The 23,984-nt window shown below is 43.4% G+C and carries 25 protein-coding genes; 4 read left to right on the top strand and 21 right to left on the bottom strand.

The annotated features are described in order from the left end of the window. Positions 1-4 precede the first annotated feature (4 nt). Positions 5-751: a type I methionyl aminopeptidase gene (gene map / locus MHB56_RS01025; RefSeq protein ID WP_076302587.1), complete on the top strand. Its 747-nt coding sequence runs from the start codon at positions 5-7 to the stop codon at positions 749-751. A 172-nt stretch (positions 752-923) separates the two neighbouring features. On the opposite strand, the gene MHB56_RS01030 is transcribed toward map, so the two are convergent. The 8 genes from MHB56_RS01030 to MHB56_RS01065 form a co-directional block, all read right to left on the bottom strand. Next, on the bottom strand, positions 924-1,664 hold the full coding sequence (locus MHB56_RS01030) for a class I SAM-dependent DNA methyltransferase (RefSeq protein ID WP_081383371.1): 741 nt from the start codon (positions 1,662-1,664) through the stop codon (positions 924-926). Positions 1,665-1,841: 177 nt separating this feature from the next. Then, a complete protein-coding gene (locus MHB56_RS01035) occupies positions 1,842-2,765 on the bottom strand; it encodes a phosphotransferase enzyme family protein (protein ID WP_445255037.1) in 924 nt (307 codons plus the stop codon). A gap of 91 nt (positions 2,766-2,856) precedes the next feature. Further along, positions 2,857-3,729 carry an AraC family transcriptional regulator gene (locus MHB56_RS01040; protein ID WP_339243673.1) on the bottom strand — a complete coding sequence of 291 codons (873 nt, stop codon included), beginning with the start codon at positions 3,727-3,729 and terminating at the stop codon, positions 2,857-2,859. 241 nt (positions 3,730-3,970) lie between these two features. Continuing rightward, positions 3,971-4,450, bottom strand: coding sequence for a flavodoxin domain-containing protein (locus MHB56_RS01045; RefSeq protein WP_339243675.1), 480 nt, complete (start codon positions 4,448-4,450; stop codon positions 3,971-3,973). 33 nt (positions 4,451-4,483) lie between these two features. Then, complete coding sequence (locus MHB56_RS01050) at positions 4,484-5,335, bottom strand: hypothetical protein (RefSeq protein ID WP_339168086.1); 852 nt, start codon at positions 5,333-5,335, stop codon at positions 4,484-4,486. Between the two features lie 61 nt (positions 5,336-5,396). Next, the gene (locus tag MHB56_RS01055; protein ID WP_341143156.1) at positions 5,397-6,020 is read right to left on the bottom strand and encodes a TetR/AcrR family transcriptional regulator; all 624 of its coding nucleotides are present in this window, start codon (positions 6,018-6,020) and stop codon (positions 5,397-5,399) included. A gap of 186 nt (positions 6,021-6,206) precedes the next feature. After that, the gene (locus tag MHB56_RS01060; protein ID WP_197069683.1) at positions 6,207-6,308 is read right to left on the bottom strand and encodes a sporulation protein YjcZ; all 102 of its coding nucleotides are present in this window, start codon (positions 6,306-6,308) and stop codon (positions 6,207-6,209) included. A 363-nt stretch (positions 6,309-6,671) separates the two neighbouring features. After that, positions 6,672-7,181: a GNAT family N-acetyltransferase gene (locus MHB56_RS01065; RefSeq protein WP_076184408.1), complete on the bottom strand. Its 510-nt coding sequence runs from the start codon at positions 7,179-7,181 to the stop codon at positions 6,672-6,674. A gap of 165 nt (positions 7,182-7,346) precedes the next feature. On the opposite strand from MHB56_RS01065, the gene xerS reads away from it, so the two are divergent. Continuing rightward, positions 7,347-8,429 (top strand): tyrosine recombinase XerS, encoded by a 1,083-nt coding sequence (gene xerS / locus MHB56_RS01070; protein WP_341143157.1) that lies wholly within the window; start codon positions 7,347-7,349, stop codon positions 8,427-8,429. Positions 8,430-9,132: 703 nt separating this feature from the next. Here the strand turns inward: xerS and MHB56_RS01075 are convergent. The 8 genes from MHB56_RS01075 to MHB56_RS01110 all read right to left on the bottom strand — a co-directional run bounded on the left by MHB56_RS01075 (position 9,133) and on the right by MHB56_RS01110 (position 15,466). Continuing rightward, complete coding sequence (locus tag MHB56_RS01075) at positions 9,133-10,395, bottom strand: molybdopterin molybdotransferase MoeA (RefSeq protein ID WP_341143158.1); 1,263 nt, start codon at positions 10,393-10,395, stop codon at positions 9,133-9,135. 168 nt (positions 10,396-10,563) lie between these two features. Further along, complete coding sequence (locus MHB56_RS01080; protein ID WP_076130052.1) at positions 10,564-11,070, bottom strand: DUF4178 domain-containing protein; 507 nt, start codon at positions 11,068-11,070, stop codon at positions 10,564-10,566. A gap of 14 nt (positions 11,071-11,084) precedes the next feature. Then, a complete protein-coding gene (locus MHB56_RS01085) occupies positions 11,085-11,489 on the bottom strand; it encodes a DUF350 domain-containing protein (RefSeq protein WP_076184410.1) in 405 nt (134 codons plus the stop codon). Positions 11,490-11,612: 123 nt separating this feature from the next. Beyond that, on the bottom strand, positions 11,613-12,281 hold the full coding sequence (locus MHB56_RS01090) for a PspA/IM30 family protein (RefSeq protein WP_036687619.1): 669 nt from the start codon (positions 12,279-12,281) through the stop codon (positions 11,613-11,615). Between the two features lie 70 nt (positions 12,282-12,351). Further along, entirely contained in the window at positions 12,352-12,690 is a 339-nt protein-coding gene (gene lpdD / locus MHB56_RS01095) for a prenylated flavin chaperone LpdD (RefSeq protein WP_341143159.1), read from the bottom strand. Positions 12,691-12,714: 24 nt separating this feature from the next. After that, positions 12,715-13,647: a dihydroorotate dehydrogenase gene (locus MHB56_RS01100; RefSeq protein WP_076098788.1), complete on the bottom strand. Its 933-nt coding sequence runs from the start codon at positions 13,645-13,647 to the stop codon at positions 12,715-12,717. Next, the gene (locus MHB56_RS01105; protein WP_341143160.1) at positions 13,640-14,344 is read right to left on the bottom strand and encodes a dihydroorotate dehydrogenase electron transfer subunit; all 705 of its coding nucleotides are present in this window, start codon (positions 14,342-14,344) and stop codon (positions 13,640-13,642) included. Before MHB56_RS01105 ends, MHB56_RS01100 begins: the two co-directional genes overlap by 8 nt. A gap of 87 nt (positions 14,345-14,431) precedes the next feature. Continuing rightward, positions 14,432-15,466, bottom strand: coding sequence for an NADH:flavin oxidoreductase/NADH oxidase (locus tag MHB56_RS01110; RefSeq protein WP_341143161.1), 1,035 nt, complete (start codon positions 15,464-15,466; stop codon positions 14,432-14,434). Positions 15,467-15,653: 187 nt separating this feature from the next. Here MHB56_RS01110 and MHB56_RS01115 point away from each other — a divergent pair, with 187 nt between their 5' ends. Then, positions 15,654-16,535 carry a polysaccharide deacetylase family protein gene (locus tag MHB56_RS01115; protein WP_076184412.1) on the top strand — a complete coding sequence of 294 codons (882 nt, stop codon included), beginning with the start codon at positions 15,654-15,656 and terminating at the stop codon, positions 16,533-16,535. 100 nt (positions 16,536-16,635) lie between these two features. Here MHB56_RS01115 and MHB56_RS01120 read toward each other — a convergent pair whose 3' ends face one another. Then, positions 16,636-17,292, bottom strand: coding sequence for a 3D domain-containing protein (locus tag MHB56_RS01120; RefSeq protein WP_076130047.1), 657 nt, complete (start codon positions 17,290-17,292; stop codon positions 16,636-16,638). A gap of 400 nt (positions 17,293-17,692) precedes the next feature. Here MHB56_RS01120 and ppk1 point away from each other — a divergent pair, with 400 nt between their 5' ends. Then, entirely contained in the window at positions 17,693-19,807 is a 2,115-nt protein-coding gene (gene ppk1 / locus MHB56_RS01125; protein ID WP_076130046.1) for a polyphosphate kinase 1, read from the top strand. On the opposite strand, the gene MHB56_RS01130 is transcribed toward ppk1, so the two are convergent. The 4 genes from MHB56_RS01130 to MHB56_RS29810 all read right to left on the bottom strand — a co-directional run bounded on the left by MHB56_RS01130 (position 19,755) and on the right by MHB56_RS29810 (position 23,745). Continuing rightward, complete coding sequence (locus MHB56_RS01130) at positions 19,755-21,284, bottom strand: Ppx/GppA phosphatase family protein (RefSeq protein ID WP_076218218.1); 1,530 nt, start codon at positions 21,282-21,284, stop codon at positions 19,755-19,757. The genes ppk1 and MHB56_RS01130 overlap by 53 nt on opposite strands. 162 nt (positions 21,285-21,446) lie before the next feature. Next, a complete protein-coding gene (locus tag MHB56_RS01135; protein WP_076130044.1) occupies positions 21,447-22,169 on the bottom strand; it encodes an amino acid ABC transporter ATP-binding protein in 723 nt (240 codons plus the stop codon). Then, a complete protein-coding gene (locus MHB56_RS29805) occupies positions 22,156-22,821 on the bottom strand; it encodes an amino acid ABC transporter permease (protein ID WP_232061382.1) in 666 nt (221 codons plus the stop codon). The genes MHB56_RS01135 and MHB56_RS29805 overlap by 14 nt, the downstream gene beginning before the upstream one ends. 105 nt (positions 22,822-22,926) lie before the next feature. Continuing rightward, positions 22,927-23,745: a transporter substrate-binding domain-containing protein gene (locus MHB56_RS29810; RefSeq protein ID WP_036687634.1), complete on the bottom strand. Its 819-nt coding sequence runs from the start codon at positions 23,743-23,745 to the stop codon at positions 22,927-22,929. Between the last annotated feature and the right edge of the window lie 239 nt (positions 23,746-23,984).

Below are 23,984 nucleotides of genomic sequence, written 5' to 3' on the forward strand. Positions count from 1 at the left end.
AAACATGGTTATCTTAAAAAGCAAGTATGAAATCGAAGCCATACGCAAGGCATGCCAGGTTGTGGCCGAATGCCATCGCACAATTGCCCCGCTCATCAAACCGGGCATCACAACGAACGAGATTGAGCGCATATTCGAGGATATTATTTTGAAGCACGGCGCCAAACCATACACGAAGGGTTACAATGGCTATCAATATGCGACCTGTGCCTCCGTCAACGACGTAATTGCACATGGCTTCCCTACAAATAAGCCACTTGAGGAAGGCGATATTGTGACGATCGACACGGTAGCGGAGCTCGACGGCTGGCTCGGCGATTCAGCCTGGAGCTATGCGGTCGGGAAGATCTCACCGACGGCTGAGAAGCTGATGCGCGTCACGAAGGAGTGCCTTGACCTCGGCATCGCGCAGGCACAGCCCGGCAATCGGCTCGGAGACGTGACGAGCGCAATCCAGCGGCATGCCGAATCGAACAACTTCGGTGTCGTGCGCGACCTTCTCGCTCATGGCATCGGTCGTGACCTTCACGAGGAGCCGACCTATATGCATGTCGGCAAGCCCGGCAAAGGCCCCCGCATCAAGGAAGGCATGGTATTCACGATCGAGCCCATGATCACTGAAGGCACCTACAACATGACAATTGATCAGGACGGCTGGACCGCCCGGACGCTGGACCGCAAGCTCGCCGCCCAATACGAGCATACGATCGCCATCACCTCTGAAGGACCACAAATCCTGACCGCGCAATAGAACAATTAGAAGCCGACCAACGAGAGGGTCGACTTCTTTTTTATTTATTGAGCAGAAAACGAATGGCCCGCGGACCGATTAAATTCTTAATGCGAAAAGGATGCTAAACTTAGAAACAACAAAATCCCCCTCAATCTGAGGGGGGGGTCTATCGCAATGCATTACGTTTCTCCTAACATTTCCTACAAACACTAATGATAGATGAAGATGACAGAGAAAACGGCATTTTATCCCAGTCAGCATATTGATGTTCGACGCAAAAGCCGTGACGAGTTAATAAAGAATGTAGCGTATTCGGATCCGTGAACCGACAAGCAATTCGGGAGGTCGTTCGCTTATACCCCCAATCACGCATCGTGACCCAATGCATGATATGCTGGCCAGCATCGTAACATTGGGTGCCTGATACCTTGACGTTATTTCCATCCTTATCAATAAATGATCCCCATTCTGTCTCCTCTTGATCGGATAAATCCGTTCCCTCCGGATTTCGGGTCTCAAATGCAAAGATTCCATGAGGTTGTAAATGTTTGTGAACGGTCGTGAGCAAATCGCTTTGATCTTGATCACTTAAAAATGCCTGAAAAGCATTACCAGTCAAATAAATCATCGAAAATCGCTTGTCCGATTCGAAGGTACGGGCATCACCTTCCATAAAAGTAACAGTCAGCCCTTTCGCCTTCAACCGCGCATACGCAATCATCGCTGAAGAGATATCTACACCGGTCATTGTTATACCGGCTTTCGAGAGGGGGATCGTTGTTAAGCCTGTACCACAAGCAAGTTCTAACACTTCCCCAGGACTCGATCTGGCAAGCTCAAGATAGAACTGATATTTGTCCATTTCACCGTCAAATTCAAGATCGTAATTTACCGGATCTTGAAATTCTTCAAGATTGCTATGTTCAATCAACACCATTCCCCCTTTCATTCCTTGTTAGAATATAATCGAAATAAATGCTAATCGACAGCCATCGCGCTTAACAGTATTATTTTACTATTTTTTTGATAACACGTTTGGTGATAAACGGTTATAATCAATTTTTATCAAACATACCAGTCCTCGTTAGTTCAACCTGAACGTTCCATTTCATATTTTATAAAATATACTTTCACCATTGAGGAAGGGGCGACAATACTCAGCGCATAATTTGGGCATTCTTTCACGCATCCAATCATGAACATGTACATTCTCTATCTGGAAGACGTAATACCCAATAATAGCGACCAACATTAAACCTTCTAACTGTAGTAGATCACTCGCTGTATTTTCACACTCTCTGTAATAACCCTTTAGGAAAGTATCTCTTCGATCGGAAGGCAGCATCATAGCTCCCATGGCTACATCAAGTAAAGCATAACCTTTTCCGAAAAAGCCAAAATCGATAAAACGCACCTTTCCTTCGGTTGTGATGATGATATTACCCATACACAAATCCCCATGAATAAGGTCCGGGCCAGCCTCCCCGCCATGGTCATCTAACCGGGAGTTGATCAATTGCAGCGTTTGTTCAATGACATTAGCATCAGGAGGCGTAAATAAATTCTTTTTCACACCCGAATGAATCACACGGATCATCCGTTCATTATAAGCTTTGCCTTGACTCGGGCGAATCTCCATACCTGAATGTTCGTACTGCCGAAAAAAAGTATGCAGTTCTGCTATTTGAGATCCCAGTTCTTTTACCAGTTCAAGATTGTTAACATCATTCATATTCATGTCTCTTCCATCCAACCAGGTGAGGACGGAGCAGTTTAGCAGTTCACCTTCGTATTCAATGATCGTAATAAGTTCACCCTCATTGTTTCTTACGGGAGCCTGTATTTCGTTGGTGCTCCAGCTTCCCAGCTTCTCAAGCATTTGCAATTCTCCAAGAATGCCGCTGTATGTATGTTGCAGACCTTTCATGTCCTCTATAAAAGGGTCATGAATGCGGAGTAAATATGATTTTCCCGTTCTGTCATTAACACGATAGGTTGTACTTCTACAACATTTTCGAAATATCCTGCCTATAGCTTGACGAAGCTGCCGGAATGATTTTTCGCGGCAGCTTCGTTGTGAAAGGATATTCAGCGCTCAGTTTCAATAGTCCAACCAAACTCTTTTATTTCTTAGTGATAGGCACCCATATTTCACTTTTAAAATTTGGCGATGTGATATCTTTGTGCTCATTCCATAGAATTTCAGGCCCTTTAATTAGCTCATATCCCGATGACGGAGCCCATTCCGAATATATTCGCCCCCAGATCTCTTGTAGCGCACTCGGAAAAGAGCCGACGACTGTGAACACAGCCCACATAGAGGCCGCCACTTCCAACTGATCCAAGCTATTCCATGCGTCTTTCGTAGTGGCAACGCCAATATAATGATCGAACTCTCCTTTTTCCTCCATACGTCCTTCAGAAAAATTTGTAGAGGCGCTTATAAACCCTGAGGGCTCAACATCAGAAAATCTCTTCATCTCATCAATCATTTCCGGCGTCAACCCTTCATACATAGACGCAATCTCCGGATTGACCCCTTGGAAAATGATTGGAACCCGTTTTTTTATGCCCACGATGCGGAAAGACTCTTTGTTTTCAATCCGGTAATTCATTTCATTTCCTCCTTTGATAGTCAGCTGAAACGACATCCGAGGGAACGCCTTAAGGGAATGTCCATGGACCCGAGCTTCTGAAGGACTAACCCCATGCAGGCTATGGAAAGCCCTAGAAAAGGAATCCGGCGAATTATAACCATACTTCAGAGCGGTATCGATAATTTTGATATTACTTTGTGAAAGCTCGAGTGCTGCCAAAGTTAGACGTCGACGCCGGATGTATTCCGACAGAGTAATGCCTGCTAGGAATGAGAACATGCGAGTAAAATGATATTCCGAACAGCAGGCTATTTTCACAACCTCCTGATAATCAATGGGATTTGTTAGGTTCTCCTCAATATAGTTTATTGCTTTGTTCAGTTGTACCAGCGTATCCATGACGTTGCCTCCCCTCGTTAATTATAAGGTTATCAGAGATGGTTTTTATCTTCCCGACTTTATCTGCACGATTCTGTAGGGTTTTTTCATGTTTCGATGAACAGAGACTCAATACGAGGAAGTTACTCTCTTCTCACAAGAAGGACTACTTTTTTTGAATGTCAAAATCATAGTTAACATAATAAAAATTATGTTAACTATGATCCGAAGTGCGTTCAGAAGCTCGATCGTCCACTCACTTTCACAACCTTTTCATAGCAAGAGCAAAACGCTCTATCGTCTCTTTGGATAACCCATTTACGTTCTTATTTTTTCCTTTTACCATCCGCAGTACAAACCGGTCTAACAAAGTTAGCTTCTCTTCATAGATCTCATCTACAAAAACTTCTTTCGTCACCGATTGGTCATATAACACTTCTGGAAACGCAGATTTCAATTCTTGTGAGGCCTGTTCACCTGTTGCTCCTGCACAAACAAACAATCCTACTCGTTTTTTCCCTAGTTCATTTTGATGTTTTGTTGTAAAATCAGTCATTTGTTTTTGGATTTTTCCATAATAAATAGATCCTCCCAAGATGACCGTATCATATCGTTCCAGTGTCGGCTCTTTAGCATGCATCAGGTTAACTACTTCGGTTTCTTCGCCCAGTTGAGATTTTAATAAATAAGCCGCTTTCTCCGCACACCCATATTTCGAGGTATACATAATTATTGTCTTCATTCTAATCACTCCCTGCCGCTCGCTGGTCACATATTATCTTAAGGGTTCACGTACATGCTTTAACAAAATAACCATACAAGCAGCAATAGCTACAGTCATCGTCGGAAAAATTACACATTCGGCTATAGACACAGCCACACCGCTATAGATCATTGCCACCAGCATTGCCGTAATTGCTAGCAGTAATGTAACTCCTTTAAAAACAACGACAGTTGCCAGTAGGTACCCAAAAGGTTGTCTACGAATGACCATAATCCCCGTTACAATTGCTAATGGGACTAAGATCGCAAGATCCAAAACTTGAATTACCAATGTACTATAGTGCTCTAGCCCTTGTGGCGGTGTTCCCCCCAGTAGTGAATTCAGTATTTTCCTTAGCCAGAGCAATAAAATCATAAAAGCAATAACCATTAGGGAAAAGCCGATTCCTTTAGAAGGTAAACTGTTTTTAAAGTAAGTATGTATGGATTCTTTATCAAAGGAAAATAAGGCTAGGATGAATGCGAAAAAACTTAAAGAAAACAACAGCACATAAACTAAAAACAATGAATTGTACATCGTCAGAAAGCTGTAGGATACGTAAGTATATAAAAAGTACCCCAAAGTGCCCGTAAGGAGCATCCTCCCCTTTATCGAGCCTTTAATTGTCATGATGAGCGAACTGAGCAGTAAAGGTATGGCAAGAAATAATGTAACTCCATCCTGTGCTTTAGCTTGTGCCGCCGCAGAGACAGAATCATGGCTGTACACTCCTGACCCCTGAAGCTTTACATCCTCGCCCCATATTGACGTGAAAGTATATTTTGTTCCATCACTTATCCCATCTGAAAACAATCCAACCGCTGTTGCAAACACTGCAATAACCGAAATCAACACCGACAGCACTACGACTTTCCTTATATGTTTTATAACAACCGCCCCCTCCCTTCATAAAAATATTTAGATTTCACCTGGAAGCAATAGCAACCATTGAATCCAAATGACATGAAATCAGAGCTTCGACCTGATCATCAGGCAGATCCTTTTCGACAAGCAACCGCATAATTAAACCGAATGCTGCACTCCATATCACCTGAGCTGTGAGTTCTACGAAAGCTTCTTGACGGTTTTTTTGTGCTTCAAATCTGTGCAAGCCCTGGCAGAGCATCCCAATCGCTTTACGTTCCTGTGCAGCTCCTCTAAATAGAACAGCCGTGTAACTAAGAACAGCCGGTGTATCGTTTAGCATGACATTCCGGTATTCTACACCCATATAAAGAGACATCCTGATGAACTTCTCCAATGATCGTTTTAAAAGTGTATCTGGAGGTAATTCCTGCTGTACCTCTTGTTGCACAGACTGAAGCTCAGAAAGCATATCCGTATATTTTTGTTGCAAATAGTTCTCGATAATCTCTTCTTTGCCTTTAAAATAATGATAAATAATTCCCGGTGAATATTCGATTTTCTCAGCGATTTTTCGGATAGACAGCTTCTCTATTCCCTCTTCGGCAATCAATAAAACTGCATTTTGCAGGATTAGATTTCTCATTTCTTCACGCTCACGTACTTTTCGTTGTTCTTTAGTCATAAATTTGTCTCCTCATGTGTTGAACACCGTTTAATCTTTGAACACTGTTTAATATATGTTTTGGATTAGTATTATGTCAATATCCTTAGTCACATGTATTCCCCTCCTCCAATCTACATATCTGGACATAAAAAATCCGCCAGTCTATATAGACTGACGGAACCTTTAATTTGTGAAGTTAAAGGACTACAGACAGAGGGTTTTAGTAATGATAACCAACAGGATAAACAGAACCAGAATAGCTCCTGTGGAAGTGAAACCACCGTATCCTCCTGCAAATTCGCCCATTGTTGACTCCTCCTTTGTAATTGAGTACATCATAAGATATGCAATATTGCCCTCACTGACTGGGTATTTTGAACACAAAAAATAAACCAACGACCTTTTTTATGGTGAATGGTTTAATAGGTTGACATAATAAATGTTATGTTAACTTCAATAGAGAGCATAAGATGCTCCCTACATCACAATTCGTATATGTTCTTAATAGCTAGCCAGTTTTATAAAAAATCACAATTTCCTGACCTTCCGTCTTGACGCTCTCTTTGTCATTCTCTACTGTCTAGCGCTCACTCGCTTAGCCCCTTTTTCAATCCATTTGCCGTTAGTAGCAAGCTCCTTAGCTAAAAGAAACCAGCAATATAACGGTTTTTATTTCTTAATCCTATTAATAGTTAATGTGTTGAAGTATTGGCTGGGGTTGCCTTGCTGTGGATTAAAGCGCTCTTGAAACTCTCCATGGGTATAGTCCCCGATCACTTTATGCCAGAAATCACGAGCAGGTATATTCGCACGGACTTGTGAAACCTTCCATTCCCCAGAGTACATATCAAAGAGCTTATGCGCAGCCCATGTACCTACACCACTTCGGCGGTATTTTTGCATCACAAAAAACTCAGTCATATAAAACTGGCCTTCAGGATTACGCAATAACCTGTCCACCAAAGCAAAACCAGCAATATGCCCGTCCACCTTAAACAAATATGCGAATTTATTATTTCCGCTACTCCAATAAGCTTCTAGTCCCGGATAGGCCGGAAATACCCCGTCTTGATTGACATCAAATTCTAAATAACGGGTGAAATCATATAGGTAGAACTGCATTAATCTGCTTATAGTATGCTTACGTTCTTTGGGAACCAGCTCAATTTCAAGTTTCATTATGTGCACCTCTGACATTTATGTTTACTTCACATCATAAAGCTTAGCGGCATCAGGAGCAAGGCTCGGACCTAGTTTCCCCTTCATTCGAAGTCCAATCTGGTACAAAACATGTTAAGATAGAAGGAAGAGATTTTATGCAATCTATGGAAAAAGGTGAATCACATGAGCGTTCAAAAGAACGATGACCGTAAAAAACTTGATCAAAAGCTACCCCTCATGCCCTGGTTCGTTCAGCAGTTTATTGATTATAAACGCCCTGATCTCTCCCCTTCCACACTGCTGGAGTATATCCGGGATTATGAATCTTTTTTCGGCTGGTTGCGGGCAGAGGGCTTATCTCAAGCAGGCTCAAATACCGAGATCACACTTCTAGAATTGGAAACCCTACATATGGACAGTATTGTCGGATATCGGTTGCATCTAACTACCCGCGCCGAGGGAACGAACACTCGAGTTACTGTATCCCGTAAGTTATCTGCATTACGCTCCTTATTTCATTATTTAAGTCAAATCGCCGAGGATGAGAACTTTTATCCATTGCTTAAACGCAACATTATGGCTAAGGTTGAAGTCAAACGAACACATAAGCCAAAGGATACTGCCGCTAAATTAAAGGGTAAGATTTTGGAAGATGAGGAATTACTGGAGTTTGTGGGGTACATTTATGAAGGTTATGGACGGGATGTGGAAGGTAACAAACAGGCTTATTATTCGTTTCAATTAAATCATGAGCGCGACGCCTGTATTGCCAGCTTGATTCTGAACTCTGGCCTGCGTGTGTCTGAGGTAGTCAATCTAAACTTAGACGATTTGGATGTGAACAACAAGCTGCTCTATGTCACCCGCAAAGGGAATAATGACGAAACGTTTAAGACACCTGTCTATTTTCGAGAGCAAGCTAAAGATGATCTAACTCTTTATCTTAGTCTGCGCCAATCTCGCTACAAAACACCCAAGAGAGAAAAAGCCTTGTTTATCTCTCTCCCTAACGGGCGTCAAGAAGGCAAACGTATGACCAAACGTGCAATTCAAGAAATGATTATTAAGTACGCTAAACGCTTTGGTAAACCGTATCTTACGGTTCATAAGCTGCGTCATTCTTTTGCAACAGATTATTATCTGCAAAATGATATTTATAAAACGAAGGAACAGCTCGGGCACGCATCCACCGAAACAACTGAGATCTACGCTCATCTAACGGATAAAACGATGTCTGAGGCGATCGAGCGGCGTGTCGATAATTAATCATCACCAAGGGGAGCTTATACTTCGGATGAGTAGCCGCTCTTCGCTAGTGCAGAGTTGTTATCGGACTCAGCGGACCTTAGACGCAGGATTATCTCACATTTGGATTGCCAACGGACCCCAAGGTCGCTATTGGCCTGAAATACGTAAATATGAGCTCCATTCTATGAAATAGCGACGCTGAGGTCCGAAACCCCGCTTAAAAGGTGATAAATTTGCAAATAAGATCATCTGAGTCCTTAAGCATCCGCGGGGGATTAAACTCTGCAGTGGTGCAGGCTAATAACTCCAACCAGCAGAGCAGCGACTCTTCCGATAGGAGAATTGCTATGATAGTGTCGCCTACCCGGACATTTCATTCTCGCTTTTTTTCAAATTTGAGTACATCCGGCGGGCACCCCTAACCCTTTTATAGTTGCACTAAAAACCCACTTACGGTACGCAAGTGGGTTTTCTTATTCTAATTTATGGGGTAAAATCCCCCTTTAAACCGGTTGTAAGCGACTATTGGGTTAGCACGAACGCTATTTTTTTGCTTATCTATTGTGAATTTTTCATATGTTGAAATGTTGGCAATAATAACGTTGGCTTAGCAATTATATGGCGATTTCTGTGCGTGCGTGGATATCAAATACCTTTTTAATTACTCCAATACCTGCGGTGATATTTTGTTAATCCTCGATGGCCAGAGTACCCTCCACATCTAGCCCCGAATCTCCCCTGGCAGCTTGATCACTGTTACCTTATCTCCGGCGGATAGCCCCTTTTCTTCTGGGGGTACAACTATCAAACAGTCGCTATCCTTGATCGTGACCGTTACGGAAGATTCATCAATGAGTGCCGGATAAGCAAACAGACTACCGTCTTTAATTTCTAACCGAGCTCGCACAAATCTAGTAAAATTATTCACTCTTTTATAATCTGTACCGAGTGTAGCGCTCCATTCCGGTAAAAAAGGCTTAGAAGAACTTTGCATCAGTGAAATCACAGGTCGTGCAAACAGTTGAAACCCAACGAAACAAGCCCCCGGATTCCCGGATAAAGCTAACAGCAGCTTACCCCCTCTAACCGCAGCAGTAGTTACGCTTCCTGGACGCATCGTCACTTTGTTGAACAACATATTACCACTTTGTTCGCGAACCAAGTCGCCCATGATATCATAATCCCCCACAGAAACGCCACCCGTTGTAATCACAAAATCATAAGTTTCCAGCGCCATCTGTACTTTACTTCTAGCCAGCTCCAGATCATCCACAATAGCGCCTAACATTACTGGAACACCCCCTGTTTCTTTGACTAGAGCTTCTAGCATAGGGGAGTTACTATTGCGGATTTTGCCAGGCTTCAGCGGCTCATGCACTTCCAGCAGCTCTGTTCCTGTGGCAAAGATGGCTACCTTGGGACGACGATAGACTTTCACGGTATGTATTCCAAACGCTGCAAGAACAGCTATATCCCCCGCAGAGATTAACCTTCCTGTAGGCAATACAAGATCACCTTGGCTTAATTCGAAACCTTGAGGTGTGATATTGCTGTTTGCTTCTAGTTTTTTTCGAATTCCAACGTAAGTCTTTCCTTCCTCTTCACGTCTCTCCGTGACCTCCAGCATCACCACAGCATCTGCACCAACCGGTACTTGTGCACCCGTCATAATTCTTGCGGCTGTTCCCGGAGTTATATCTAACGCAGGCACTGCGCCACACGGAATATTATCCACAATTTCTAACCATACCACTTGTCCATTAACACAGTTACGGGTATCCCCCGCGATAATCGCATATCCATCCATACTAGATCGATTAAACGCAGGAAATGGATGTGGAGCAATCACCTTTTCAGCCAAATAACGTCCACAACACTCATCCAGCGATACGTCTTCTGATTCTAGCGGATTGGCATATTTGATTATTTTGGCCTGAGCTTCTTTTACTTGCAGTGCTTCACGCTGAAATTTATTATCCTTCATAAAGACCTCCGCTCTGAATCGTCGATGTTTGCAGTAATAGGTATTATTTTAACATGAGACCTCTTGAAGTAAAATTATAAACACAAAAGGCCACCATCCATGTTTATGGGCAGCAGCCTTTTCTACAATATTTTTTCCGGTATAGTGATCCATTACTTCTCTACTAGGCTAGGATGCTCTAATTACCTTTACATCCCCAGGGATTATTTTCTCCCCTTCATAAAGCATAAACCGTCCATGTTGCCACTCTACACGCAGTAGACGTGAATCATCTGATTGATATTGCCACACATGCTGCTCTCCACCATTCATAAATGGCGTCTGACCTGCAACAGCGACAAAACCTTCATATTCTTCCTCCAGGAAAAATGTATAGCCATCGAGCTCAAGCGTTGCTGGAACCTCAGCAGGATTATCTAACCGCCCATCGATAGGTCTGTACAATCCATATTGCAGCTGTTCCCGCTCTTCTATATGAAGATAAGCTATCTGGCTTCCATCTCTAAGGGTCAGAACTACAGCATTACGGCCCCGATTATGTGTCCGGCCAGTAACTTCATAGGTGACAAGCGATACTTCACAAATGTCTCCGGGAGACAAATTAAGCATACTTTTTTGAACTTCCTGAGGCGCTGGCTTAGAGAAAAGGTTACCTATACGTTTCCACATACTCAACTTGATCGTTCCTCCTACATAAAGGCGGTAATAATTAAAGCACCCGTAATTTGCAGTGAACCTGATAGCAGGCCATATCCGATTTTACCAAGCTGTGTACCATGATCCAGATCCAGCTTCCCCCAATTTGCTAGTAGAAGTCGAACCGTTCTTTCTAAAATTAACAAAAGCAAAAATGATACCAACGAAATCAGCAACGCATCTGGCAAACTATTGGAAGCCGCTATCGATGAAGATAAAATGAAGGCCTGAGCTAAAAGCTTCATTACAAACCGTGTAGTCACCGCCATATTTCCAGCCTTTAACTCTTCTATATCGTTATAACGAGTAAAAAGTGAATCTATATACATCAGTACAAACAGCAACACAGCGCCGCTCACCGTCCACACGACCATGGACACCAGAATATGGAGATCCATTCTATAGCCCCCGCTTAATCATTTTGCATGCCTTTCATAAGCATAGATAAAGCGAAGAAGAAACGAATTTCTGTCTCCCCTTCGCCTGTGAACACCAGCCGTGAACCGGCTAAAGATCAAATGTTATTGCTTCTCGTATTGTTTCATCAGAGCCGCCAGTTCATCTTCAACCGCTTGATCTTTGTTCAGCTTCTCGAATTCATCATCCAGAGATTTATTGCCTGAACTCATCTCATTGCTGGCTTCAGCCTGAGCTTCTGCTTGCAGCATTTTATCTTCCATACGTTTGAGTCCTGCAGACGCTGAATCGGAACTAAATCCGCTCATTGCTTTGTTGATCTCGGTTTGAGCTTTGGCAGCGTTATAACGTGCAACCAATGTCTCACGTTTGTTCTTCATTTGGGTAAGCTGTTTGCGCATCTCTTCAAGCTTGCCACGAAGGTTATCCGCAGAGGCTTTGTTCTGATCAAAGCTGGCTTTGTATTCTACCAGTTTAGCTTCAGCAGCATTTTTCTCTTCCAGAGCGCGGCGAGCAAGGTCAACATTACCCGCTTGAGCTGCTGCATGAGCCTGTTGGGTGCGTTTGTTAACAAGCGCTTCTTGTTCTTCATACAGCTGTTTGAATTTCTTCTCAATGGCGATTTGCGCCGCTACAGCTTTTTCTGCATCTTCTAAATCTTCGGTCATATCACGAATGTATTGATCTGTCATTTTAATCGGGTCTTCTGCTTTGTCAATAATCGCGTTCACATTAGACATGGTTAAATCGCGCAATCTTTTAAATATAGACATGGTTTCATTCCTCCAAAAGATAATTTAATTCCTCACATGCTATCTTTTACGTAGAATTGCCACTACCGTTTCATATTTGTTGCGCTAAATATTGATTTACTTTTAAATTCACAATTTCCACGACATCCATAATACCTTCTTTCGTGAGATTGTCGTAATGAATCCCCATCACTACTGTGACCGTCTTGTTCAGCGCTTCAGCTACTCTGATCGCAATGGGCTCGCTTATCGTGTGCTCTTTATGATGAGGAACCGCTGAAGTCAGTACTTTAACCTGCTCCCCCTCCAGATAAGCAGTACTCGTGGCACCAATATGCCGAACCCCTCCACTAATTAAGAGCAAGAGATCACGTCCGACAGCCGTCGCCTTCAGCTCAATATCCTCAGGATCAATCTGGTTAGTAGTCAATAGTATTCCCCTCACTACTTCACTTTATATAATGCCCCGTATTTCCTCTAGTGATTGAATATTTTCTTCAACCATAAATTGCTCAAGCTCTGCAACTAGCTGACTACCTGCACGCAAGTTCATGAAATTATAAGTTCCCACTTGGATAACTGCAGCACCTGCCATAATAAACTCGATGATATCCGTTGCTGAAGTGATGCCACCCATTCCGATCACGGGAATCGTTACGTTTTGTGCGACTTGATGCACCATACGCAGAGCGACAGGCTTAATCGCAGGTCCAGACAATCCAGCATATAAGTTATTGAATACACTGCTTCTACGGCGGACATCAATCTTCATTCCTGAGATAGTGTTGATGAGCGAGACAGCGTCTGCACCCTCCTCCTGACACATTTGTGCCATTTCAACGATATTTTCGGCTCCCGGCGACAGCTTTACAGCGAGGGGCAGTTTAGTTGCGCGTCTAACAGCCTGTACTACTTTTTGAGCTTCTGAAGTTTGGATCCCAAACGCAATGCCGCCCTCTTTAACATTTGGACAAGAAATATTCAATTCAATCATGTCTACTGCTGTCTTACCTGCACTCGCACGAGCATCTGCATCCCGCTGAATCATCTCAGCTCCAAGAACATAATCTTCAAGTGTGCCTCCACCCAGGTTGACCAAACGAGCGGTGTCGAGTGTTTCCCAATAAGGGCATTCTTTATCTAAAAATGCAGCTACACCCGGATTCTCGAGTCCCACACTATTCAGCATACCAGAAGCTGTCTCGTATACACGAGTGCCGGGATTCCCCGCTTTCGGATTGAGGGTTAACCCCTTGCCAGAGATTCCGCCCAGCAGAGACACATCATACAGCTTGCCATATTCACGGCCAAAACCAAACGTTCCAGAGGCCATTATAATTGGATTTTTAAAATGAACGCCAGCAATTGTTGTGTTCAACTTAGTCATGGAAAAGCACCTCCTCAGAAAGAAACACAGGTCCGTCTGCACAGGCCTTCTTTTGGCCCTCACGGCAGGATACACTGCAGACCAGACAGGCTCCAATCCCACAAGCCATTCGGTTCTCTAGAGAAAGGTATACTTTCGTTCTACTGCCTGCTTCTTCAGCAGCAATGCCTTTACGTTGAGCAGCTTTAAGCATAGGGTGTGGGCCGCAGACAAAGACATGATCATATTGGCTGAAATCCACACTATCCAAAATTAAACCGCCAACATCGACTACAAGCTCACTTGCAAGTGGGCGAAACGCTTCTGTCCGGTAAGCTTCACGGCTAAAGCCCAAAAAAATATCACTCCCCGGAAGCTGCTTCGCGCAATAATAAAGCGGTGCAATTCCGATCCCACCGCCGATGAGTGCAACCTTCCCTTCGACCTGTGGAAATCCATTTCCAAAAGGGCCCTCAAGCTCTACCGAATCACCTGAACCCAGTCGTGATAATATCTCCGTACCTTCCCCAACGACGTGATACAGAAATTCAACACTATCCTCGTGTACTTCATGTATACTTAAGGGTCTGGATAGGATGGGGTAAGCTCCCCATGCCCGTAACATGTAGAATTGACCCATTGCTCCGCCACTATTCGTCTCTACCTTAAGGTGATACACACCATCTGTCAGCCGTTCGTTACTTAGAACCGTCCCCACGTTATCAAGCTCCTTCAAATTTTATCTTTATTAAGATTGCCTTAGAAGGAGCATAAAATCTGTGACAAACTTCACACCGAAAATGGTCTAGCCTCTTTTCCAAATCCCACGTTCATAAGGTTTAGGTACATCATGTACGCCACCAAGCGCTTCTTCAGCATGTAAAGCCCAATAAGGATCACTTAACATCCCACGGCCAATAGCTACAAGCTCCGCCCTTTTTTCTGCAATGATGGACTGTGCCTCAGAATAGGCTTCAAGCCGTCCTACCGCAATTACTGGCACTTGTAATCCACTGCGAATATATTCTGCCAGATCTGCTTGGTAGGCTGGGCCCGCATTAGGTCCACCATTAGAGCCAATGGGACCTTCACCACCTGAAGACACATGGAACATATCCACTCCAGCATCCTTATATCGGCGGCAAAACGCCAGGGCATAGTCAGCATCATATCCACCATCAACATATTCTTTCGCGGAAACCCTCATGATCAAGGGCATATCTACTGGCACTACTTCTCGAATTGCTGCAACTACTTGTACTCCAAAAAGTGCTGGATCTTGTCCATATTCATCCAATCTGATGTTGGTCAGAGGTGAATGAAACTGGTGAATTAAGTAGCCATGCGCACCATGAATCTCCACAGTATCAAATCCTGCCTCCACAGCTCTACGAGCGGCAGCACGAAAGGCTTCTATCATCTCAAGGATGCCTTCCTTAGAAAGCGCCTGTGGCTGCTTAGAACGAGCATCAAATGGAATTGCAGAAGGGGCAACCGGCGGTTCAGCATCGACTGCTTTACGTCCAGCATGACCTAGTTGAATGGCTATTTTTGCCCCATAGGCATGTACACTTTCTGTGAGCTTACGATAAGCCTCTATATGTGTATCACTCCAAATCCCTGTATCCCGGTTCGTTATTCTACCGTCCGGGTGGACTCCAGTCATCTCGACAATGATTAGACCAGCACCTCCAACAGCACGGCTAACATAATGAACAAAATGCCAATCATTAGGAATTCCATCCTCTTTATCCACCGAATACTGGCACATAGGCGGCATAACAATACGATTTTTCAGCGTTAAACCCTTCAATTCATAAGGTGCAAACAATTCTGACATCCTTGTCCCCATCCTTCCACCTGTCTATAATTGGCCCGGGAATATCCCGTTCTATTTAGTATACACGCATCAGGGTGTGCAAGAAATCTTTACCAGAGCCCTTGAAGAAACGGCATAAATTCATCCTTCAATGGAGATAACAATGAAGAATATGGTGATGATCAGGTAGTAAAGGAGGCATATGGGGATGTATGATCAACGGAGAGTCCAGAAACTGCTAGTAGTATTAGGATCAATCATTGTCCTGCTATTTCCAACCTCTTCAGCAGAGGTTGCTTCAGCCCCAGCTCAGAGTCAGAAATCCTCACAGGATCAAATTAAAAGCACGCAAACCACTGACGAAGACAAGGCGATATCTGCGGGAACTTCTACTACAAATAATTCAACGAGCAGCAACAATAAGAACACTAAGGGCTTGTCTCTGAGTCAGCTATTACACAAATATCCCGAGACCTTTAAGACCAGCGGTCCTCGGAATAAAGTCATCGCCTTAACTTTTGATGATGTGCCTGACCCAAGGTTTACACCCCAATTGCTAGATGTTCTTAAGAAATATCATGTCAAAGCAACCTTCTTCGTGGTGGGAAGCCGAGCTGAGAAACATCCCGCTCTAGTGAAGAGAATGATTAGAGAAGGACATGCTATTGGAAATCACTCTTATGATCATCCTCAGTTTGTAAAGCTAAAGATGCATGATTTCAGATCACAGATCATTGAGACCGAGAACATTATTCAAACCTTAGCCGGATATAAACCACGCTTGATTCGTCCACCCTATGGAGATATCTCTGAGCAACAGTTGAGATGGGCAAAAAATCATGGTTATAAGCTTGTAAATTGGAATGTGGATTCGTTGGACTGGAAGGGACTTTCCAAAACTCAAGTTAGAAATAACATCTTAGCTAATGCTGGAAAAGGAGCAATTATCCTTCAGCATGGTGGAGGTGGGCCGGGTAGTGATCTTCGCGGAACGATTCAGGCTTTACCTGAGGTAATCACGATTATGCGTAAACGTGGCTATTCTTTTGTTACCGTTCCTCAATTGCTGCAGGTCTCTAAAAATAAATAATCAAGAAACGGAGGCAGCCGCTAAGGACTCCCTCCGTTTCTTGTTTAACCTTTTTAACCCATTTCATATCTCTATAATAAATCTCTATATTTTTATCTAGCTATTTAACAATGTATAATTGTACATATTGATAACCAAAATCGGCTACAAAGCTTTGGCTGCCTGGGATAAAGATATCGATCCGGTTACCTTTAATGGCACTTCCCATATCGGTTGCAGTAGCCAGAAAAGCTTCTTTAGGCAATCCTGCGTGTGAATGTCCGGTAACCAATACTTTTGTTCCGAGAGGAATTACACTTGGATCAACTGCGATGGTTCCTAGCTTGAGTGGGTTCCCGAAATAATCAACGGCACCCCAGCCTCCATTCTCACTAGCCGCTGAGGAATAAGCAGAAGCCTTAACTTGTATCGATTTCTCGTAGTTAAAGGACTTGCCCCATGCTTCAACTGTTTTTGATTCTGGAGTAACATTCAGGCTTGGTGTAAGCACTGGAGTTTCTGTCGTAGCCACAGACTCTGCTTGCATTTTACTTGGGATCGTTATTTTAAGTCCATCGTAAATATTAAGAGCAGCAACGTTTGGATTAGCTTTCATTAAATCATTAACACCGACATTGTATTGCTGAGATAGAGTATAGAAAGTATTGCCTTCCTTTGCAATATGAACGCTGTCTGCAAAAGCAGGAGCGGTGTGCAGCAATGCACTAATTCCCATAACTGCAGCAAGGGTTTTAATGGTTCTGAACTTGTTCTTCATAAATGCCTCCTCTTTAGATGGGCGTAAGCGGTATGACTTCCGTATACGCTCGTGTACATTTCCTGTACTTATGTACATCTTGTGTGATGTCCTGATGTATTGTTGTCATTTGTAAAACTGACAGGACTTAATATATCACAATTTTGTAACCTATGCGTATGTAATTGTTACCATTCTGAAATAACATGTTTAATTATTGTCTTTTGTCCATTAAGAAGTTAACGTAATTTTGATTATGTTAACTAAATAGCGACAATCACATCCTATTATATAAGATAATTAAATAATATTCTTTGAGATTTTACATAGATTTAACATTTCGTGCCTCATCCAATAGTAAAATGATAGAATATGATAAATAGATTTGAGATATAGACATCGAAGCATATTTGGAGGTCCCATGAATACAGAAGAGATTAAAAACAATCAGAGCAGTCCAGCCACTGCTTACCTCAATAGGGATTTGAGCTGGATCGAATTTAACCGCCGCGTACTCAAGGAGGCGCAGGACCCTGATAACCCTTTAATGGAACGTGCCAGATTTCTGGCGATCGTCTCGAGCAATCTGGATGAATTCATAAGCGTTCGTGTGGCGGGAATTCAGGATCAGATCCGGGCGGGCTATACTAAAAAAGATTTCACAGGCTACACCCCTTCCGGGCTGTATAAACGCCTCATCAAACGCGTAACCAAAATCATTGCCGATCAATACCGGACGTTCCGTGATATTTCGCGGAGTTTGCATAAAGAAGGCATCGTATTTGTGGATTATGAGGATCTTACCCATGCCCAAGAGCAGTCCATAGAACAGTATTACCGGGATATCATCTATCCTGTACTAACGCCAATGGCTGTTGATCAGAGCCGGCCGTTTCCACTCGTGCACAGCCAGTTTATCTACCTAGCTGTTGTTCTTACTCGTAAGAATGGTCTTGAAGAGGAGCCTTATTTTGCTATCCTGCAAATTCCTTCGAATCTGCCAAGATGTATCCCTCTTCCCCACCGCTCTAATAGTAAGAAAAGACAATTTGTATTTATTGAAGATGTGATCCGCCATCACATTCAAACCTTATTCAGCGGTTACGAACCTGTTGCGGTTAGTGAGTTTCGTTTGACTCGTAACTCAGATCTTACGATCGATGAGGAAGGTGCAGAGGATCTGCTGGAAGAGATCGAAAAAGAGCTGCGCAAGCGTCGTCGCGGGGTGCCAGCCCGTTTGGAAGTACAAAAAGGTATCCATCCCTATGCTCTTGAGCAGCTGCAAGCGGAATTTGAGCTGGAGGACTTCGTATTTGAAATTGAAGGTCCGCTTGATCTAGGCTTTCTTCGTAATTTTGCCGGAAGCTTAAAAGGTTTTGGTTACATGAACTATCCACCTATTGAGCCGGTTTATCCTGCTGAATTTCAAGAAAATGAGGATTTCTTCGAGGTGCTGCGTGAACGGGATGTATTAGTCTACCACCCTTACGAGTCTTTTGATGCAATGACAGACTTTATCATTCAAGCTTCAGAGGATGAGCAAGTGATGGCGATTAAAATGACCTTATACCGTGTCAGTGGAAATTCTCCACTTATTACTGCACTAGCCAATGCTGCGGAGTCTGGTAAGCAAGTTACAGTGGTTGTAGAGTTAAAAGCTCGATTTGATGAGGAACGGAACATCGCTTGGGCACGCCAGCTTGAAAAATCAGGCTGTCATGTCGTTTATGGTCTGATCGGACTCAAAACGCATGCCAAAGTGACCTTGATTGTCCGCCAGGAAGGCCCTGAACTGCGCCGTTACGTGCATGTAGGCACAGGAAATTATAATGACAGTACAGCCAAGGCCTACACGGATCTCAGTCTATTCACCGCCCAAAGCGATATCGGACTGGACGCTTCTGAGCTGTTTAATCAAATGACTGGATATTCGGCTAATTTTGACTGGCATTCCTTCATTGTTGCACCGACGAATATGAGCTTATCCTTGCAAAAGCTAATGATGCGTGAAGCTGAACATGCACGGGCAGGCAGACCCGCTCGCATAATCGCCAAGATGAACTCGCTCTCTAATCAGCAAGTAATAGACGATTTATATAGCGCAGCCCAAGCCGGTGTCTCCATTGACTTAATCGTGCGAGGGGTTTGCTGCCTACGTCCGGGAATAGAGGGCTTAAGCGAAAACATTACCGTACGCAGTATTGTAGACCGTTTTCTGGAGCACTCCCGGATCTATTATTTCGAAAATGGCGGCAAACCTGAGGTGTATTTATCCAGTGCCGACTGGATGACTAGAAACCTAACCCGCCGGATTGAGCTGATGTGTCCTGTCAGAGACAGCGGCATCCGTAAACAGATCGTCAAGATTCTAGAGTTGTCTCTAAAAGATAATGTTAAAGCCAGCTTCTTGCAGGCTAATGGATATTACGAACAACCAGACGACAAAAAGGCCCCTTTCCGGAGCCAGTTTGCTGCAATGGATGTTACACGTTGGAAGGGAAGCCGAGTTTTACCTTCACCGCCCAAGCATTCTTAAATGCTTTTATCGCGTTCTCAATGTCCTCTAGGCCAATTAGCAGTGACGATGCGCCCTCTAAGTCCAGATGAAGCGTATTGCCGTGCAGATTGGCCTTCAGGCCGCTTACAATTCCAATCTCCGTGCTGTCCAGCGCAATGCTAAGCTGGACAAGCGATCCGAGCTTATGAATCCACTCTTCGTCGGATGGCAGCAAAATGTCCTTATGTTGTTGGGACAATTTCTGCTTCCGGCTTTTTGTGCTGTATGAGGCGATCATAGCGCAAAGAATAAGCTGACGGTGGGTAAGTCCACGAATTGGTGAATTCATCAACCAATACAAAGTATGTCTTTTGGATTGGTAATAGTTAATATTCGTTCCCGTACGATGCAGCATGATGGACACGTAAATTAACATCTCGTGCTCTGCTCTATTCGATTCATCTTTAAATGCGTCAAACAGGCTGAGTGCTAGCTTGTTGATATGATCTAAATACCGTTTAGAAGTATGAATATCAAAGCGAATGATCGTGTTTAAGCTATATTCCAATGCACTATCACGCACTGGCTGCTCCGGCTCCAGCAGATCATGCAGCAAGCCTTCTCTGAGCCCTTCCCCGCTGATTACCGCCTCACTCGCCCCAATATACTGATACACCGTATGGAAAATAATCAACCCGGATACAATGATATCCGCCCGACTCTTAGATAATCCATCTAAATCCTTACGTTTTTCGTAAGGCATTGAAGGTAGGGTGTTCATAAAGTACTCGATCGTCTCACTGGTCATCGTATAGCCATGGGAGTTAGGCAATGAGTATGCTCGTGTCTTCTGATCCAGCTTCCCTAAGGAACGAACCGTCCCTCCTAAACCGAATAAAGGAAGTCCAGCTTTGGCATTTAGCCAATCATGCTCAACCAGTCTGCCCAGGACAAAGGTCTGCAGCTTGTGAATCTGCTCATCGCTCCAATTCCCACCTTGACCGAACATTAGGTTGGTATTTACTGCCCCGAACGGGAAAGAAATGCTGTGTTGATAACGCCGCTCACAAAAAAGAGTGATTTCAGTACTCCCGCCACCAATATCAATGACATAACCATCCTCTACATTAAAGGCATTAATAACACCCAAGAAGCCATAATATGCCTCCTGGTGGCCACTGATCACCTCAATCGGAATGGAAGAGGATTGTGACAAAAAGCTTATTATTTCACTTGAGTTAGCCGCATTACGAATGGCTGCCGTTGCACCCGCACGAATGGTTTCCACTGCAAAAGCATTGCAGATTTCCTTAAACTGCCGCAAGACCGGAACAATCGTTTCCATGTCCTTTTGTTCCAGTCTATTCTCCTTCGTAATCTTCTCACTAAGGCGAGCGGAGTACTTACACTCCTTGATGATCTTATAGCCTCCTTCGCGCGTTGTATCATAAATTACAAGACGAATGGAGTTCGAACCAATATCAATAATGCCTATCCGGCGTAGATCATCTCTCATTATGTATGTACTCCTTTTCCTGTTGATTGACTGACCATCTATTATACATGGTTTACATAAATAAATGAACTCAGCCCCCAGCGATATATTCCCACATTACCCTCAGGACCCTATAACAAAACGGCCACTGGATACTTGTCCAGGGCCGTTTTGACGAATTCTTTATAATACTTTACTTAAAAAATCCTTAGTCCGAGCATGTGTAGGATTACCAAATACTTGTTCAGGAGTACCCTGTTCAACGATGAACCCGCCATCCATAAACAGAATGCGGTCACCCACTTCACGGGCAAAGCCCATCTCATGTGTAACAATAACCATTGTCATTCCGTCTTCGGCAAGCTTTTTCATAACCTCAAGTACCTCTCCTACCATTTCCGGATCAAGCGCTGAGGTAGGCTCATCAAAAAGCATCACATGGGGCTGCATGGCTAATGCACGAGCAATCGCGATCCGCTGCTTTTGTCCACCGGACAATTGAGCTGGATAAACATCCTTTTTATCTTCAAGCCCTACAGTCTTGAGGAGCTCCATTGCGAATTTATCGGCTACGGCCTGCTGCTGTTTTCTTACTTTAATCGGTGCGAGCGTAATGTTTTGCAGAACGGTTTTGTGCGGAAAAAGGTTAAACTGCTGAAAAACCATCCCCATCTTCTCACGCGTTGCATTGATATCATGCTTCTTTGAGGTGATCGATTCCCCTTCAAAAGTGATCTCTCCACCTGTAGGCTGCTCCAATAAATTCAAGCAGCGCAGAAAGGTACTTTTTCCCGAACCACTGGGCCCGATTACAACGACAACTTCACCCTTTTTAATCTCCAAATCGATTCCTTTGAGAATCTCCAGCTTTCCGTAATGCTTCTGCAGGTTCTTAACGGCGATCATCGGTATTCAGCCTCCTTTCGAGTCTACCTAGGATCTTGGAAAGCGTAAATGTTAGAACAAAATACATAAATGCAGCAATCACGAGTGGTGTCATGCCATCATACGAAATCGTTGTAACTGTACGAGCTTGAAACATCAAATCCGTTACTCCGATAAATGAAATAATCGATGATTCCTTGATAATGGTAATGAACTCATTACCGATTGCCGGAAGAACACTTTTAAGTGCCTGAGGAAGTACAATATGACGCATGGTCATCCCTTGTTTCATTCCAAGTGAACGTGCGGCCTCCGTTTGTCCACGATCGACACCCTGAATCCCGGCACGAAAAATTTCTGCCAGATAAGCAGAACTGTTAATGGAGAGTGTAATCGCCCCGGACTGAATCGGAGTAAACTCAATCCCAAATGTCGCCAGCCCGTAATGGATGAGAAACAATTGCACAAGCATTGGAGTGCCCCGCAAAAATTCAACCCAAGCTGTGGCTAAGAAACGTAACACTCTCCATTTTGACATGCGTAGTAGAGAGACGATAATCCCAAGGATGAAGCCAAATAATACACCAAGAACAGCAAGTAGCAAGGTATATTGTAGTCCAGTCAAGAAAAGATCACGATAATCATAAGCCATTCTAAATAAAGTAATATCCAATATCTTATCCTCCTATCTCCAAAAAAATAGAAAATAGCAAAGTTCCGCTATTTTCTGTAATACACATACAATTTACTTCAGCAGACCTAAAACAATATACATTCCTTACTTCGTGCTTTCAGCAAGCTCGCTGGCAGCCGCTACATATTCATCAATCTTACCTTCTGATTCTAGACGTTTAAGTGTAGCATTTACTTTATCCAGAAGCTCTGTATTGCCTTTTTTAATCCCAATTGCGTATCCATCATCTTCTACTTCAGGCTTAGCATCGGTAATTACAAGACCGGCTAAATTCTTAACAAAAGATTTGGCTACAGGTCCTTCAATAATTGCTGTATCGATACGGTTAGATTGCAATTGCAGAACGATCTCGGAGATTTTACCAAGAGAAGTGATTTTTGCGCCTTCAATCTCTTTGGCGATTTCTTCTTGAATAGAGCCTGTCTGTACACCAATTTTTGTACCCTTCACCGCATCCATAGTAGCGTATTTATCTTTATCTGCTTCGCGTACTACAATAGCTTGCTCTGCTTTGTAATAAATATCTGAAAGTTCAACCGCTTTTTTTCGTTCTTCAGTCGGGCTAAGACCGGAAATCACCATATCTACGCGTCCACTGGACAATTCGTTAAGCAGTGAATCAAAAGGCAGATCCTTAACTTCAAGCTCAGCGCCCATGTCGGCAGCAATTTCCTTAGCGATGTCGATATCAAAACCTACGATGGTATCTTTTCCGTCCACTACTTTATGGAATTCGTACGGAGGAAAATCTGCACTTGTTCCCATAATCAGCTTTTTAGTAACTGCACCGGAATTTGCATTACCACTAGCAGCGGTATCATTATCATTTTTATTTTGACCGCAGCCTGAAAGCAGACCTACCGCTAATACCATTCCTAAACTAAGTTTACCCCATTTGTTCATTTCTATATCTCCCCTATTCATATGAAAAAATCTAAGTTGACCCAATGACTGACTTATTATAAATCAGAACGCATGAATATGCAAAGGCATAATTGTGACAATAACTTCCTTTAAATGGATTTCTATGAGGGGAATTCTATAATACGCAGCTAAAAAATCACTTTTATTCACGTTGAAGCTAAATTTATACATTTTTACTATCCCCTATACTGGCTAAATCATTCGACTGTTTATTCCTA

Source organism: Paenibacillus sp. FSL H8-0315, assembly GCF_038005365.1.
Lineage (GTDB): Bacteria > Bacillota > Bacilli > Paenibacillales > Paenibacillaceae > Paenibacillus_AQ > Paenibacillus_AQ odorifer.